This is a genomic window from Rhodopseudomonas pseudopalustris, from assembly GCF_900110435.1.
Lineage (GTDB): Bacteria > Pseudomonadota > Alphaproteobacteria > Rhizobiales > Xanthobacteraceae > Rhodopseudomonas > Rhodopseudomonas pseudopalustris.
The window spans coordinates 266,888-279,821 of the sequence record NZ_FODT01000004.1 but is presented as its reverse complement, the minus strand read 5'-3'; the positions used below and the strand labels follow the sequence as shown (position 1 = coordinate 279,821).

Here is a 12,934-nt window from a genome sequence, read left to right as displayed (position 1 = left end):
TCGATGGCAATGCGCCCGTCATCCGGCGATGCGAGCGCGGCGAGCGGCTGAGCCAGGCTCGTCAGGATGACGGTGACTGATGAAGCTCCGCGTCGATCTCGATCAGCGCGCCGTGATCACGCTCGCGCCAGGCGATGATGCGATAGATCTTCGCGCCGTCGACCAGCCGATGCGCCCGCGTCAGCGCGACGCCGCCGCGCAGCGTGATCGTGATGCGCAGCACCGCGCCGTCGGCGTCCGCCGTGACGCCCTCGCGCGCGGCGCGCGGCGCGAGCTGCGCCCACACCACATTCTGCGGCGCGAAGCTGCGCACCACGCCGCCCTGCCCGTCGCCGCTTTCGACCGGCGTCTCGAGCGTCAGCCGTGTGTTCAATTTCCCCGGATCGATCATAGCGACAGCACCCGGAAGCTCGCGATCATCGCCGCGACGCTGCCCGGCAGCATCGCCACGCTGGCGCCGATCGCGGCGAGCCCGCGGTTCTCGTACCAATGCGCCACCAGCGTCCGCACCGCATGGCGCAGCAGCTCCGGGACGTCCGACCCAACCGCGCCATAACCCAGCTCGACGTCGAGCGCGATCCCCGCAAGGCTGCGCCCCGGCTGCGGCAGCGACCACGCCGGCGCGGCGATCACGCCGTTCGCAGCGTCGATCACGAAACAATCGAGACCGATCGGATGCGCGACGCCCTGCGCATCGAACACCACCGCCGCGGTCAGGCTCCGCAGCGGCCCGATCCGCAGCGCGATGCGGCCGTCGTCCGGCCAGCCGTCGCGCAAAACGCGCCAGCGTTGCGCCAGCAGCGCGCGCCGCGTCATCGCCTCGATCTGGCCGCGCGCCGCGGCGAGTAGCGCCGCGATCACCGCATCGTCGTCATCGTGCGCGACCCGCAGGAACGCTTTCAACTCGGCAACCGTCCACGGCTCCACCGCCGGTCCCGCCAGCAACATCGCCGACATGCTCATCCCTCCGATATCGTCCGGTTGACAGCGCCGCGGCGGCGAGGCTCTTGAAGCCCGCCATGATCCGCACCTTGAAACTGATCCTGCTGCTGACCGCCCTCGCCACCCCCGCCGCCGCGATGGTCGGCGGCGCGCGCGAGAGCGACGATGGCATCGGCCGCGCCGTCGTCACCATCGTCGGCTCGCGCGGCAATTTCTGTTCCGGCGCGCTGATCGCGCCCGATCTGGTGCTGAGCGCGGCGCATTGCGTCGGCCCCGGCGCGGACTACAAGATCGTGCAGCTCGACGCAGAGCGGCGGCCGCAGCTGCGCGACATCCGCCGCGTCGCCGCGCATCCGCAATTCGATCGGCGGGCGATCGAGGCCAATCGCGCCAGCGCCGACGTCGCGCTGCTGCAGCTCGCGGCTCCGCTGCCCGGCAAGACGCCGCTGCCGATCGGCGCGCCGGGCGATCCTTTGGCGGCGGGGCAGAGCTTCACCATCGCCGGCATCGGCGTCGCGCAGCGCGGCGACGGCCGCAGCGGCGGCGTGGTGCGGAGCGCGCAACTGATCGCCACCGGCCGTCCGGGCCGGCTGCAGATCCGCCTGGTCGATCCGGCCACCCATAATGCGCGCGACGGCCTGGGAGCCTGCACCGGCGATTCCGGCGGACCCGCGCTGCAGGAGCAGAACGGCCGCGCCGTCATTATCGGCGTAGTGTCGTGGTCGACCGGCGCCGCCAATGCCAGCGGCTGCGGCGGCCTCACCGGCGTCACGCCGCTGACGCTGTATCGCGACTGGATCGTCTCGACCGCCCGCAGCTGGGGCGCCGCGCTGCCGCCATAGCCAAGCACAGCCGTCGCACAGGCGCTCCTGATGCGCACACTGCTGCGCCTCGCAGCGTCAACCTTTTGCACGCATTTGCGCGCCTCAAAGGCGTCCACCTGAGATGCGAGCGCAGCGCGCCTCGAAGGATGCCGACAAGCACCGCCCCTCGCCGCATCACCCTGCGCCGCCCGCTGCGCATCGCGGCGTCGCCCGATCGTTAATCTTTGTTAACCATGTTGCGCCACGATGCGGCCGGAAACCGGAGTCCTGTGATGCTGCGCCTTGCCGTTCTGTTCCTCGCGCTGACCGCCGCAGCGCCCGCGCGCGCCGCGGATCTGCCCGCGCGCGGCCGGATCGGCGAGATCTTCGCGGAGCCCGTTCAGCGGGGCCGAATCGTCGCCGAGGTGCCGCCGCCGCGGGCGATCGTCACCGGCTCGCCGGTCTATGCACCGGAGGTCGACATCCCGCCGCTGGTCAACGGCTATTACGGCAAGCCGAATTCCTATTACTACTTCAATTATTACGGCACCGCGCCGCTGGCGATCTACGGCCGCCTGCCCTACGCCTGCGGCTGGCACGGCTACTGCTGAGACGCTGTCGCGCGCCTGCGCCGTCGACCGCGCACGAGCAACCCGCGACGCAACCCGAGATCACAGCCGAGCAGCGCGCGTCGACCGCATCACGACCGCTCACCCCCTGGGGATGGGCCTGGTGCGCTGATACGGCCCGAGCTTGCGGCGCGGATACACCGCAGGCGGGGTGGTGTAAGGCTGCTGCAATTGCTCGCGGGATTCCTTCAGCCGGCGCTGATAGCCCGGCGAGTCCATGATGCTCGCCGCCCCGCCGCGCGCGAACGCCTCGCCGACGCCGGACACCGCAAGAACGACGAGCGCCGCGGGCAGCACGGCCGAAAGCCGGATCACATGCGTCATGGTCCGATGTCTCCCCAATGTCGATTCGCTCCCGATCGCGCCGATGCGACGCCGCTGGTGCAAAATCTTGCCTAGCATATTCGTTCCCGACCTGCGCTACGACGGGGAGATGGTCCGGCCGCAACGAAGCGGTCACCCATGAAACGCCAGGGCATTGAGCCCTTCCGATGCCGCTCAGCTGAGCAGCCGGTCTAGCCTGCCCGAAAGATGCCCCGATCGAGGTTGGACAGGCTCATGCCGGCGTCGCCGGCTTGTGGAAACCATTGCGTCTCTGCAATCGCTTCGAGCTGCTTGCGAGCCTCGATGGGCGCGACAGCGAGGGTCAACTTTGCGGCCTGCACGCGTACCTGCATGTTGGGATACTGAAAGAGAGCGAGCAACGCGCTCCGTTGATCGCCGTCACGACTCTTCAATTCATTGGAGATCGCCATCATCTCTGCGAACAGCCGGTTGAAACGCGCTCGCTGGCCTCCCAGCAGCGCCTCATCTTGGCCAACCACGACCTCGGCGAAATAGGCGACCAGCTCATCAGTGCTCGCTCTCGTCAATTGATAAGCCCTCATGGCGCCAGCACCTTGAATTTGATCAACGCATCCATTCCCAAACGACGTCTTTCGTCCCAACTCTTTCCCTTGAGATACTGCCTCGGAGTCAATCCATCAAAGTCGACATTTGGCGTCATATACCATCCCGTGATCTGATCGTGCTTCAGTTTCGGGATACTGACAAGACTACGCGCTTCGTCGAGTAGAACAGCATAGTGGACTTGGCGGTATACGGGACGCGCAGGACGCGGACGCCTCGGCGGTCGACGATCAAATAGCCGCGGCGGAAATCGCCGAAGGCGATCGCGAGCGAATTGGCGGCGATGTACGGCATATCCTCTGCCTCGACCGGCGCGAAGCCGCTCGCTGCTGTGTCCGGCAAGGTCCCGTCTTGCCATCGCGACAACAATCAGCGCTATCTACCTAGGGTCGCATTGGCAGCGCAACGCCGCTTATGGCTGTTCTTAGGAAATAGAGAAATGCGGGTCGCGCTTCGCCCTTTAACGGGCAACTGGGATTTGGGCTACGCGCTCCACAAACACATCATTTCAAGCATCCATCTCGGAAAAGACGAACATGGGCATGACCGGTTCGACAACACGAGATCGGAGCCAGGCGAAGCGCTATTCCAGCTCAAATACCGAAATGATTGGGTGCAAGTGCAGCCACTCGCGGAGCAGCTGCGCATATCGCTGCTACCGCTGCTTCCTGATGTCGGCCTGATCGTTCCGATGCCGGCCTCCGCGGCGCGCGCGCGGCAACCCGTGACGGAGATCGCCCGGGAACTTGGGCGGCTGGCAAATATTCCTATGTACGAGACGGTCGTGGCCAAAGCGGCTGCTCCTGCGGGTGCGCCGCAGCTCAAGAATTTGACCACGAAAGACGAGAAAGCGGCTGCCCTCGCCGGCCGTTTCACGGTAAATGATGTCATCCCCGCCGAGGGCAAATGGAACGTGCTGCTGCTCGACGATTTGTTCAATACTGGCGCTTCGATGGAAGCCGTCTGCGCCGCGTTACGCACCTATCCGAAGATCGGAAAGATCTACGCCGGCGCAATCACACAGGGACGCAACTCGTGACCACGGTCTTCATCGCAGGTTCGATTTCGATCAGCCGCCTCGACGCCAAGGTCAAGCAGCGCATCGCGACCATCGCGGCTTCCGACCTCGATGTCGTCGTCGGCGATGCGGATGGTGCCGACACGTCGATTCAGGCTTGCCTGGCGGAGAATGACGCGCTGCGCGTGACGGTGTATTGCAGCGGAGACGAACCGCGCAACAATGTCGGCGGATGGCCGGTGAAATCCGTGCATCCAAAGGCGGCGCCCGGCAGTCGCGCGTACTTCACCGCGAAAGATCTGGAAATGGCCCACTTCAGCGACGTCGGCCTGATGATCTGGGACAGCAAGAGCACCGGCACGCTGAGCAACGTCGTCGAACTCCTCGATCGCGACAAGAAGTCGGTGGTGTTCGTCAACAAGATGAAGGATTTCGTGACCGTCGGCGATGTCGCGGGATTGCAGCATCTACTGACGATGATGTCGGATCACGCGCGCGCCAAGGCCGAGGACAAGATCGGGCTCGGCGCGCGACTGCAAGGTCTGTCGCAGAAGCAGCTTTCGTTGGCGATCTGATCAAGTCATGCGAGCGGCCCCGCCGTAGCGTAGCCCGCCATGAGCGCAGCATTTTGCTGGTGGCTGCGTCCCGGATGGCGCTTCGCTTATCCGGGCTACGAGACTGCGCGCCTAACCTGACCGTCCGATCGCAGCGCCGTGGGCGGGGGGTCCCACCCCGGCCCTCCCCCGCAAGCGAAAGAGGGAGATCGGACGCCGTGCGTCAACTCCCCCCGAACTTCAACACCTTGATCGCGTCGAAATCCTGCACGCCGCCGCCGACGCGCTTCGTCGTGTAGAACAGCACGTAGGGCTTGGCGGAATACGGGTCGCGCAGGACGCGGACGCCCTGGCGGTCGACGATCAAATAGCCGCGGCGGAAATCGCCGAAGGCGATGGCGAGCGAATTGGCGGCGATGTCCGGCATGTCCTCGGCGTCGGCCAGCGGGAAGCCGATCAGGCTGGCGCGGCCCGAGGCGGTGGCCGGCGGCTGCCATAGATAGACGCCGTTATTGTCCTTGAACTTGCGGATCGCGGCTTGCGTCCGCCGGTTCATCACGAAGCTGGCGTTCTGCCGGTAGCCCGGCTTCAGCGCGAACATCAGGTCGATCAGCACGTCGGACGGATTGCTGGCGGGGAATGCGCCGGCGGCGCCGGTGGCGACGAAGCCGAGATTGCCCCAGCTCCAGGCGGCGTTCGCCACCGTCGGCGCGGCGAGAAAGCCTTTCGGTTTGTTGATCCCGTCGCCGGAGACGAAGGCGGCGCCCTCCTGCTCGGCGAACACGGTGTCGATCTCGCCGGTGAGCCAGTCGTCGAGATTGACCGCGGCATCGTCGAGCAGCGTCGCGGTCGCGGCCGGCATCGCATACAGCTCCATCGCCGGGAACGACAGCGCATCGAGCGTCGGCGAACTGGTCTGCGGCCGCGCCGCGGTCTCGCCGACCCAGCCGGTCGCAGGACCCGCGGTCATGAACGGCTTCTTGTAGACGCTGCCGGAGATCTGCCGCACCGAGGCCAGGCTGCGGATCGGTGAGATCGCACCGAGCCGCGCCGCGATGCTGCGCTCCAGCTCCTCCGGCACCAGATATCCGCCGTCCGGATTGGAGCCGACCGACAGCGCCTTGGTCTCGATCTGCCGCAGCGGCGACGCATCGCCAGAACGGATGTACGCCTCGAACGCGCTCTTGTGCTCGCGGCTGGCGCCGATCGTCTCGACGCGGCGACCATCGAGCTGCGGCCGCGCCTGCTTCAGCGCAAAGTCCTCGATCCGCTTCAGCCGCGCGTCGATCGCGTCCGAAATGCGATCGACCTTCTCCTCCAGCAACACGTCGCCGCGGCGACGCTCGAGTGCGGCGAGCCGCTCATCATTGGCCGATTTGAACTCCTCATGAGCGCGCAGCAGCTCGTCATGCGCGTCGCGATCGGCGGGGGCGAAGCCGGCCTTGGTTTCCGGCGCAGTGGTGGCGATCTCGTAGTCCATCTGGTTCTCCTGGGTGGGATGTCGGGAAGGCGCGCAAACGAAAACGCCGCGGCGGAAGGCCACGGCGTTGAACGATCTAGGGACGGAGGCGGTGAGCGACGGGCGATGCCGCCGCCTAGTCCGGCCGCGATCCCTCGTAGTGCAGGTGCTGATAAGCGGGCGGCAGCGCCCAGCGCTTCAAGCCGTCGACGATCTGGCCTTTGACAAGCGAAATGCCCATGCGCGGCCAATCGATCCCGCGTGGCGCGACGACCGCAACGGTGATTGCGAATTCCGGATATCCGTTGAGCAGGTCACGAAGTCCGTAGATGACTTGCGGCTGCAACAGATCGAGGTCCATGATCTCGACCTGGACAAGAAACAGGCCGAAATCGTCGTCAACCACCCAGAAATCCTTGTCGCCGAACGCATCAATGGTCTTCCCGAGGCTCTCGAGATAGGCAATGACGCGATCACGCAGCTCATTCCAAACCCTCAGAAATTCCTCGTCCGTCATCGACGCCCATCCCTTACTGCCTGCTCGGCTACTCGCGTCCCCTGCCCAATCGGAATATGCGCCGCAGCATCCGGATCGCACGGTTGTAATCTCTGATCTCCGGAATATCGGAGTCTCGGATGCGTGTCAGGAGCTGCCGGGCATGATCAGGCGTCATCATCTCTGATGTTAGTCGATTCTCCGACATGAAGCGCTCACTCAGCTCCTGAACGGCGTTGTTGTACCTGGCATGGGCTCCATTCGGTCCGTCCCAGTAATGGCCCCGTAGCAGGCCTTGGTCCGTCTCGATACGGGTCCCCGTAGCAAGCGATCCAGTTGTTGATCGATTGAATACCCGTTCAGTCTCGGGTCGCAACTCCCACTTCGTGTAGACTCCTCTCGGCATTTCGTGATGGCCGCCGGTTGCGTAGTAGGGAAGCCCATCTGCGTCAGTGACGGAACTCCCGACCTGAGCCAGTTGAACGTCAGCGGCCCGTTGCACATCCTGTCGATCGTCGACATCCGTCGGATTGACGGCCCACCGGGCGCTTGGGCCGCCATTCGTCCACTGCCCGCCATCCGAGTTTCCCGCCGGCACCCGCGGCTGGCTCGGACTGTATTTGCAGTCGAGCGCGGGGAAGATGGATGCCGGATCTGTCCCCGGCGCGAGAAAACGCGCGATGTCCGACCTGATCCAACGTTCTGCGTCCGGGCGCATCCAGCGCGCCGCATCGGATTGCATGAAGCGCGCGCGCTGATGCGCGGCATAGGTCCCGGCAGAGCCCTGCATCGGTTGTGCCTCGATGATTGGCAAATGATGGTCTGTGCGAGCGGCGCCCGTCCCTCGCGACCTTTGCGAGGAGACGCTGGAAATCCCCTCATCGGCTCCGGCTGACTCTTGCCAACGCCTGTTTGCGATCGGCGCGGGAGGACAGCGTCAAAGCCGTCCGCCCGCGCCGCGTCGGCAGCGCCGGTGCATCCGCGGCGCTGGCCGATTCCGATGCTGCGTTCTGCACGCCCCGCCACGCCGCTTCCGCGGCGCGACGCTGCAGCGACTGACGCGGCGTTTGCTTGACGGTCGAAACGCGCGCGCCATTCAGCAGCGGAAAGGTGACGATCGAGATTTCCCAGAGGTCGACCTGATACAGCCGCCGCACCCGGGTCTTCGGATCGATGATGCCTCGCACGGTGCGATAGCCGATCGACAGCCCGTCGATCGCGCCTTCGCGTAGCAGCGCCAGCAGCTCGCGCCCGCGCGCGACGTCGGGGATCAGCCGGCCGCGGGCGCGCAACCCGCGAAAATCCTCGGCGAGTTCGAGCCAGACCCCGACCGGCTCGCTGGGATCGTGCTGAAACAGCATCGGGATTTTTCGCAGGCCGCGGCTCTTCAGCGTCTGCGTGAACGCGCCGGGCATCACCATGTCGCGCGCCTGGTCGATCTCGCCGAACAGGCTGGCATAGCCCTCGACCGAGCCGTCGCTCGACAGCGACAGCCGCGACGGCGGCGAAACCGGATCGGACATCGGGGCAAGCATCGGCGGCCTCGTGAGAGTGAATGAATCAGAAGTGAGTTGAATGGGCTGCGTCGCCGGACGGCACGGCGTGCACGGCGGCGCCTCACCGTCCCCGCAGGGAGGCGATCGCAGACGAGACATTGCGATTTTTGCGACGACCCCCCTCCCCTGGAGGGGGAGGTGAAGAAGGCGCTGCACGCGCCACTCGATTACTTCGTCCGCTTCGCCGCGCGGCGGCGCGGGGCGGCGGCCTTGAGGCGCGGGCGTTTGGCCGGCGGCTTGCGCTGCGCCTGATCGACATGGCTGAGGAATTCGCGGAACACGCTGGCGGGGTTCTTGGCCGACTTGGTCTCGGTGCGGATCGCGCTCAGTACCTGGTGCAATCTGTCCATCGCGGGCTCCTAATCGTGATCGCGGCCGATCTCGTCCGGCGCACGGCGACGCCGCGCGCGACGGTTGAACAGTTCGAGCGCGTGGACGAAATCGTCGAACCGCCGCGACGCCGCCGCCATCTCGCGCAAGCTGAACCACAGCCCCGCCGAGGCCGCGCAGGCCCACAGCAGCAAGGCCAGATGAGCGAGGTCGCCGCGCTCGGTGAAAATCTTGATCAGATCGGACATCGGCAGCCTCGCATCGCGATGGCGCCGTCGGGCGCCGCCCTCACCCCAGCCGGTCGCCGCCCGCGATCGGGGCGTAGCCGACCGCTTCGCGTTTTTCGTTGAGCGTCAGGAACGGCGCGCTGCTGACGCGCTCCCACAGCGCGGCGCGGTCGGCGGACAGCGCGTCGATCCGGTCGGTGTCGATCACCAGCCGCACGCCGTCGCCGAATTGCGGCGCGAGCCACTGCGCCAGCGCATTGCCGACGCGGGTCGCCAGCGGCAGCACGCTCTGGCGGAAGAAGCAGCGGTTGGCTTCCTGATAGTTCGCGTAGGTGTTGTCGCCGGGAATGCCGAGCAGCATCGGCGGCACGCCGAAAGCGAGCGCGATCTCGCGCGCCGCGGCGTGCTTGGCCTCGAGAAAGTCCATATCCTTCGGCGTCAGCGCCATCGCCTTCCAGTCCAGCCCGCCTTCGAGCAGCAGCGGCCGGCCGGCATTGGCGGCGCCCTCATAGGTGGTCTCCAATTCGCGCTTCAGCCGATCGAACTGCGCGTCGCTCAGCAGCGCGCCCTCCGGCCCGGAATACACCAGCGCGCCGGAGGGCCGCGCCGAATTGTCGAGCAGCGCCTTGTTCCAGCGCGCCGCGGCGTTGTGGGTGTCGACCGCCACGGCGGCGGCTTCCAGCGGCGCGAGGCCGTAGTGATCGTCGAGCGGATGGAAGAACGTCAGATGCAGGATCGGCGGCACGCCCGGCGCGTGCTGATCGAACCGCACGCTGCGGCCGCCGACGCTGTAGTCATAGGCCTCGGCCCAGCCGTCCGGCCCGGGCGCGACCTTGATCCGGTCCGGCCGCAGCGCATAGAGTTCATGCACGGAGTCGCCCAGCGCCACCGCCTCGACATAGGCGTTTCCGGCGAGCAGCAGATGCGCATACAGCGTCTCGAACAGCGCGGCACCGTCCTGCCGCGGATTGGGCCGCGCGATCAGCTGCGCCAGCGGATGCGCGTCTTTCTCCTGCGCGCCGTCGAACACCAGGAAGGTGCAAGCCGCCGCGTTCTCGGCGATCAGCCGCACCGAGCGATGCACGATCGCATTCGACAGATAACCCTCGCGCGCCAGCGCCGCGTAGTCCCGCAGCGTCCAGCGCGGCTGCCCTCCCCCCTGAAACGCCAGCAATTGCGCGGTCCGCGAAGCCTTGGCTTCGGGCGGGGCGAGAAAAGCCTTCAGACGATCGAGCATGGCGGACTCCGTTTCCTTCGTGCCCCGGTTGTTAGTTTGATTTCATCCAAGAACCGGGGTCCCGCATCTGCGGCGCAACGCTTGCGCATTGCGCCGCGCGCGGGACACGGGCACTATTGGGCGTTTGGAGCGCGCCACGATGAGCCGGTCGTACGACGTCTACATCCTCGCCAGCCGCTATCGCGGCACGCTGTATGTCGGCGTCACGAACGACCTGCCGCGCAGGATCGCAGAGCATAAAGCCGGCGCCGCAGATGGCTTCACCAAGAAATACAACATCAAGATATTGGTGCACGTTGAAGAATATTCTTCGATTCTCGAAGCACGCACCCGCGAACATGTGCTCAAGCGTTGGCGCCGTGACTGGAAGATCGCGCTGATCGAAAAACTCAATCCAGATTGGCGCGATCTATCGAACGATCTGTGATCTACGTGCCCCGGACGCGACGCGGTACGAAGTACCGCTTCGCAGATCCGGGGCGCCGGTTCTCTTTGGACCACGGTAGAAACCGGGATCCGCATCAGCTCCGTTCAAAACATCCTGATCCGCGGCTCGGCCGCGCGCGGCGTGAAGGCCAGCGTCGTGACGGCCCAGACCATCGCGTCGAGGCGGTCGGGCGAGCGGCCGTTCGACAATCCCGAAGCGCCGAAATCGCACATTTCGTCCTCGAGCGCGGCGAAGCAGCCGGCGTGTTTGACGCGGCCCTGCTCGTACAGCGTCGCGACCGGCTCGGCGCGCAGCCACTTGCCGCGGAACGCGCGCACCGGCGTCACCGGCACGCTGCCGTCGACTTCGCCGATCACCGTCTTCACCATCTCGCCGCCCTGGTTGATCTCCACCACCAGCGCGTCGGCGCAGAGCCTGCGCCACAGCGCGATCGCCTTGTTGGCCCACAGCGACGGCGTCGCCGCCGCCACGCTGTCGTCGGCCAGCACATAGACGACGCCGCTCTCCGCAATGCCGGCGGCGACGATGCCGCAGCAATCTGCGCGCTTGCCCGACGACACCGGCGGGTCGACGGCGACGACGAGGCGCTGCAGCGGCGGCGCGTCGGCGACGCGGCAGGCTTCGATCAGCGCGCGCGACCACAGCGCGTCCGGCCGCTCCTCGATCAGTTCGCCGTCGAGTTCCTGACGCCCGAGCCGGGTGCCGGCGTAGCGCGCCATCACGGCTTGCAGGAATGTCGGCGCAAGGTTCAGCGCGTTGGCGCGGGTCGGCGCCCGCGTCGTCACCGCCGACGCATCGCCGAGCAATCGCTTCAGCAGCGTGCTCGGCCGCGGCGTCGTGGTGATCAATTGCCGCGGCTGCGCGCCGAGCCGCAGTCCGAATTGCAGCATGTCGAACGCCGCCTCCGCATAGCGCCACTTCGCCATCTCGTCGGACCACGCGCAGGAAAATTGCGGCCCGCGCAGACTCTCCGGATCGTCGGCGGAGAACGCCTGCGCCACTGCGCCGTTGCTCCATTCCAGTCGCTTGCGCGAGGGCAGCCAGTTCGGCCGCTGATCCGGCGGATGCACCGCGAGCAGCCCGGACACGCCTTCGATCATCACCTCGCGGACGTCGTGCTCGGTCTCGCCGACCAGCGCGATCCGCGCCGCCGGGACGCTCGCAAACGGCGGAAGCCCGAGCGCCTGGCAGCGGACCCATTCGGCGCCGCCGCGGGTCTTGCCGGCGCCGCGGCCGCCGATCATCAGCCAGGTCAGCCAGGGCCGGCCGTTCGGCGCAAGCTCCGGCGGGCGCTGATGATCATGGGCGAACACGTCCCATTGCGCGTCGAGAAACGCCAGCTCGGCCTCACTCATCCCCTGCAGCAAGTAGTTGCGTTGCGCTGGCGACCATCTGTTCCAGTCGTCGCGAAAGCGCGCGCCGTAACTCGTCGAGGTCTCGGGGGATGGCGTCGTCATCGAGCGGCCTCTTGCGCTCCTCGTCGCTGCGCAATCTGCGCACTTCGGCGAGTGTACGGGCGAGCGACGCCAGCGTGCGCGCGCGCCGTTCGGTTTCGGTGCGCTCGCCTTTCTTGGGGCGAACGCCGATGATTTTCTCGATCGCGCAGAGTTCGCGCTCGATCGATTGCGAGACCCGATCGATCAGCACCAGCCCGGCGGCGGGCTCGGGATCGTCGAGGCGCTCCACGGCGCTGCGTTTCTTGCGCGCCGAAGGCCGCGCCGGGCTGTCGGCGGCCGCGTGCGCAGCGTCCTGCCGCGCAATCTGCTGCGCGAGACCATCGATCGCCTGCGCGTCGCCGGGGTCGGTCGGCACGCTGCGCAGATCGCCGCGAAACGTCACGCGCTGCAGCGTCGCATTGCGCTTGGCGACGTTTGCGTCGCCGTTCGCTTTCGGGTCGCTGAGTTCGGCCGGCGTCGGCTTGATCGCCGACTTCTTACGCGCCGACGTCCCGGCAGATTTGGTCGACTTTGCCGACTTGATCGCCGTCGCAGGTTTGGTCGCCTTCGGAGCTTTGACCGACTTCGCAGGCTTCGTCGCCTTCGCAGCCTTGACCGACGTCTTTGCTGAGATCGTTTTCTTCGTCGTCTCGGTCGTGACCGCCTTGGCGGTCGGTTTAGCCTTCCCGGCCGTCGATCCGGCGGCCTTGGCCGGTTTCGCGGCGAGACTCACACGTCCAGCCCGCGCCGGTTTTGCTCCCGGCCGGGCGGATCGCTGCGTCGTCATGTCATGATTATCCCTGCGGACATCAGCCGCATCAGGCGTTGCGTGTCGTGGCGTTGAGCGTCGTTCGGATCAACGCAATCGTCGAATGTGCGTCAGCGCGTCC

18 protein-coding genes and 1 pseudogene are annotated in these 12,934 nt (G+C 66.6%); 5 read left to right on the top strand and 14 right to left on the bottom strand.

What is annotated here, in order from left to right; all coding sequences use genetic code 11:
• Positions 1 to 61: 61 nt before the first annotated feature.
• Together BMY71_RS10175 and BMY71_RS10170 are read right to left on the bottom strand one after the other, a co-directional pair.
• Positions 62 to 391, bottom strand: a complete 330-nt coding sequence (locus tag BMY71_RS10175; RefSeq protein WP_092683483.1) for a head-tail adaptor protein — start codon at positions 389 to 391, stop codon at positions 62 to 64.
• On the bottom strand, positions 388 to 957 hold the full coding sequence (locus tag BMY71_RS10170) for a head-tail connector protein (RefSeq protein WP_092683719.1): 570 nt from the start codon (positions 955 to 957) through the stop codon (positions 388 to 390). Before BMY71_RS10170 ends, BMY71_RS10175 begins: the two co-directional genes overlap by 4 nt.
• A 62-nt stretch (positions 958 to 1,019) precedes the next feature.
• Here BMY71_RS10170 and BMY71_RS10165 point away from each other — a divergent pair, with 62 nt between their 5' ends.
• Together BMY71_RS10165 and BMY71_RS10160 are read left to right on the top strand one after the other, a co-directional pair.
• Positions 1,020 to 1,784 carry a S1 family peptidase gene (locus tag BMY71_RS10165; RefSeq protein WP_092683481.1) on the top strand — a complete coding sequence of 255 codons (765 nt, stop codon included), beginning with the start codon at positions 1,020 to 1,022 and terminating at the stop codon, positions 1,782 to 1,784.
• A gap of 254 nt (positions 1,785 to 2,038) precedes the next feature.
• Positions 2,039 to 2,356 (top strand): hypothetical protein, encoded by a 318-nt coding sequence (locus tag BMY71_RS10160; RefSeq protein ID WP_092683717.1) that lies wholly within the window; start codon positions 2,039 to 2,041, stop codon positions 2,354 to 2,356.
• Between the two features lie 99 nt (positions 2,357 to 2,455).
• On the opposite strand, the gene BMY71_RS10155 is transcribed toward BMY71_RS10160, so the two are convergent.
• From BMY71_RS10155 to BMY71_RS10145, 3 genes and pseudogenes are all read right to left on the bottom strand, one after another.
• Complete coding sequence (locus BMY71_RS10155) at positions 2,456 to 2,698, bottom strand: hypothetical protein (protein WP_041805247.1); 243 nt, start codon at positions 2,696 to 2,698, stop codon at positions 2,456 to 2,458.
• A 191-nt stretch (positions 2,699 to 2,889) separates the two neighbouring features.
• Positions 2,890 to 3,261 (bottom strand): DUF2019 domain-containing protein, encoded by a 372-nt coding sequence (locus BMY71_RS10150; RefSeq protein ID WP_092683479.1) that lies wholly within the window; start codon positions 3,259 to 3,261, stop codon positions 2,890 to 2,892.
• A 145-nt stretch (positions 3,262 to 3,406) separates the two neighbouring features.
• Positions 3,407 to 3,604, bottom strand: a pseudogene (locus BMY71_RS10145) (phage major capsid protein); the annotation flags it as partial.
• Positions 3,605 to 3,722: 118 nt separating this feature from the next.
• Between BMY71_RS10145 and BMY71_RS10140 the strand changes: the two are divergent.
• The gene (locus BMY71_RS10140) at positions 3,723 to 4,322 is read left to right on the top strand and encodes a ComF family protein (RefSeq protein ID WP_092683477.1); all 600 of its coding nucleotides are present in this window, start codon (positions 3,723 to 3,725) and stop codon (positions 4,320 to 4,322) included.
• Positions 4,319 to 4,876 (top strand): hypothetical protein, encoded by a 558-nt coding sequence (locus BMY71_RS10135; RefSeq protein WP_092683475.1) that lies wholly within the window; start codon positions 4,319 to 4,321, stop codon positions 4,874 to 4,876. Before BMY71_RS10140 ends, BMY71_RS10135 begins: the two co-directional genes overlap by 4 nt.
• Positions 4,877 to 5,078: 202 nt before the next feature.
• Here the strand turns inward: BMY71_RS10135 and BMY71_RS10130 are convergent, their stop codons facing one another.
• The 7 genes from BMY71_RS10130 to BMY71_RS10100 form a co-directional block, all read right to left on the bottom strand.
• Positions 5,079 to 6,335 (bottom strand): phage major capsid protein, encoded by a 1,257-nt coding sequence (locus tag BMY71_RS10130; RefSeq protein WP_092683473.1) that lies wholly within the window; start codon positions 6,333 to 6,335, stop codon positions 5,079 to 5,081.
• 115 nt (positions 6,336 to 6,450) lie between these two features.
• The gene (locus BMY71_RS10125) at positions 6,451 to 6,831 is read right to left on the bottom strand and encodes a hypothetical protein (protein WP_092683471.1); all 381 of its coding nucleotides are present in this window, start codon (positions 6,829 to 6,831) and stop codon (positions 6,451 to 6,453) included.
• Between the two features lie 28 nt (positions 6,832 to 6,859).
• Entirely contained in the window at positions 6,860 to 7,624 is a 765-nt protein-coding gene (locus tag BMY71_RS10120) for a hypothetical protein (protein WP_139202624.1), read from the bottom strand.
• A gap of 64 nt (positions 7,625 to 7,688) precedes the next feature.
• The gene (locus BMY71_RS10115; protein WP_092683467.1) at positions 7,689 to 8,345 is read right to left on the bottom strand and encodes an HK97 family phage prohead protease; all 657 of its coding nucleotides are present in this window, start codon (positions 8,343 to 8,345) and stop codon (positions 7,689 to 7,691) included.
• Between the two features lie 188 nt (positions 8,346 to 8,533).
• The gene (locus BMY71_RS10110; RefSeq protein WP_011502387.1) at positions 8,534 to 8,716 is read right to left on the bottom strand and encodes a hypothetical protein; all 183 of its coding nucleotides are present in this window, start codon (positions 8,714 to 8,716) and stop codon (positions 8,534 to 8,536) included.
• A gap of 9 nt (positions 8,717 to 8,725) precedes the next feature.
• Positions 8,726 to 8,944, bottom strand: a complete 219-nt coding sequence (locus BMY71_RS10105; protein ID WP_011502386.1) for a hypothetical protein — start codon at positions 8,942 to 8,944, stop codon at positions 8,726 to 8,728.
• Between the two features lie 40 nt (positions 8,945 to 8,984).
• Positions 8,985 to 10,160: a phage portal protein gene (locus BMY71_RS10100; RefSeq protein ID WP_011502385.1), complete on the bottom strand. Its 1,176-nt coding sequence runs from the start codon at positions 10,158 to 10,160 to the stop codon at positions 8,985 to 8,987.
• Between the two features lie 139 nt (positions 10,161 to 10,299).
• Here BMY71_RS10100 and BMY71_RS10095 point away from each other — a divergent pair, with 139 nt between their 5' ends.
• Positions 10,300 to 10,587 carry a GIY-YIG nuclease family protein gene (locus BMY71_RS10095; RefSeq protein ID WP_011502384.1) on the top strand — a complete coding sequence of 96 codons (288 nt, stop codon included), beginning with the start codon at positions 10,300 to 10,302 and terminating at the stop codon, positions 10,585 to 10,587.
• A 104-nt stretch (positions 10,588 to 10,691) separates the two neighbouring features.
• Here the strand turns inward: BMY71_RS10095 and BMY71_RS10090 are convergent, their stop codons facing one another.
• The gene (locus BMY71_RS10090) at positions 10,692 to 11,963 is read right to left on the bottom strand and encodes a DNA-packaging protein (RefSeq protein ID WP_092683465.1); all 1,272 of its coding nucleotides are present in this window, start codon (positions 11,961 to 11,963) and stop codon (positions 10,692 to 10,694) included.
• Positions 11,956 to 12,831: a hypothetical protein gene (locus tag BMY71_RS10085; RefSeq protein ID WP_244526020.1), complete on the bottom strand. Its 876-nt coding sequence runs from the start codon at positions 12,829 to 12,831 to the stop codon at positions 11,956 to 11,958. The genes BMY71_RS10090 and BMY71_RS10085 overlap by 8 nt, the downstream gene beginning before the upstream one ends.
• Positions 12,832 to 12,934 lie beyond the last annotated feature (103 nt).

What these genes read in the sequence shown, in the direction of transcription:
- BMY71_RS10175 (WP_092683483.1), bottom strand. Translation starts at nt 391, where the DNA reads ATGATCGATCCGGGGAAATTGAACACACGGCTGACGCTCGAGACGCCG.
- BMY71_RS10170 (WP_092683719.1), bottom strand. Translation starts at nt 957, where the DNA reads ATGTCGGCGATGTTGCTGGCGGGACCGGCGGTGGAGCCGTGGACGGTT.
- BMY71_RS10165 (WP_092683481.1), top strand. Translation starts at nt 1,020, where the DNA reads ATGATCCGCACCTTGAAACTGATCCTGCTGCTGACCGCCCTCGCCACC.
- BMY71_RS10160 (WP_092683717.1), top strand. Translation starts at nt 2,039, where the DNA reads ATGCTGCGCCTTGCCGTTCTGTTCCTCGCGCTGACCGCCGCAGCGCCC.
- BMY71_RS10155 (WP_041805247.1), bottom strand. Translation starts at nt 2,698, where the DNA reads ATGACGCATGTGATCCGGCTTTCGGCCGTGCTGCCCGCGGCGCTCGTC.
- BMY71_RS10150 (WP_092683479.1), bottom strand. Translation starts at nt 3,261, where the DNA reads ATGAGGGCTTATCAATTGACGAGAGCGAGCACTGATGAGCTGGTCGCC.
- BMY71_RS10140 (WP_092683477.1), top strand. Translation starts at nt 3,723, where the DNA reads ATGCGGGTCGCGCTTCGCCCTTTAACGGGCAACTGGGATTTGGGCTAC.
- BMY71_RS10130 (WP_092683473.1), bottom strand. Translation starts at nt 6,335, where the DNA reads ATGGACTACGAGATCGCCACCACTGCGCCGGAAACCAAGGCCGGCTTC.
- BMY71_RS10125 (WP_092683471.1), bottom strand. Translation starts at nt 6,831, where the DNA reads ATGACGGACGAGGAATTTCTGAGGGTTTGGAATGAGCTGCGTGATCGC.
- BMY71_RS10115 (WP_092683467.1), bottom strand. Translation starts at nt 8,345, where the DNA reads ATGCTTGCCCCGATGTCCGATCCGGTTTCGCCGCCGTCGCGGCTGTCG.
- BMY71_RS10110 (WP_011502387.1), bottom strand. Translation starts at nt 8,716, where the DNA reads ATGGACAGATTGCACCAGGTACTGAGCGCGATCCGCACCGAGACCAAG.
- BMY71_RS10105 (WP_011502386.1), bottom strand. Translation starts at nt 8,944, where the DNA reads ATGTCCGATCTGATCAAGATTTTCACCGAGCGCGGCGACCTCGCTCAT.
- BMY71_RS10100 (WP_011502385.1), bottom strand. Translation starts at nt 10,160, where the DNA reads ATGCTCGATCGTCTGAAGGCTTTTCTCGCCCCGCCCGAAGCCAAGGCT.
- BMY71_RS10095 (WP_011502384.1), top strand. Translation starts at nt 10,300, where the DNA reads ATGAGCCGGTCGTACGACGTCTACATCCTCGCCAGCCGCTATCGCGGC.
- BMY71_RS10090 (WP_092683465.1), bottom strand. Translation starts at nt 11,963, where the DNA reads ATGAGTGAGGCCGAGCTGGCGTTTCTCGACGCGCAATGGGACGTGTTC.
- BMY71_RS10085 (WP_244526020.1), bottom strand. Translation starts at nt 12,831, where the DNA reads ATGACGACGCAGCGATCCGCCCGGCCGGGAGCAAAACCGGCGCGGGCT.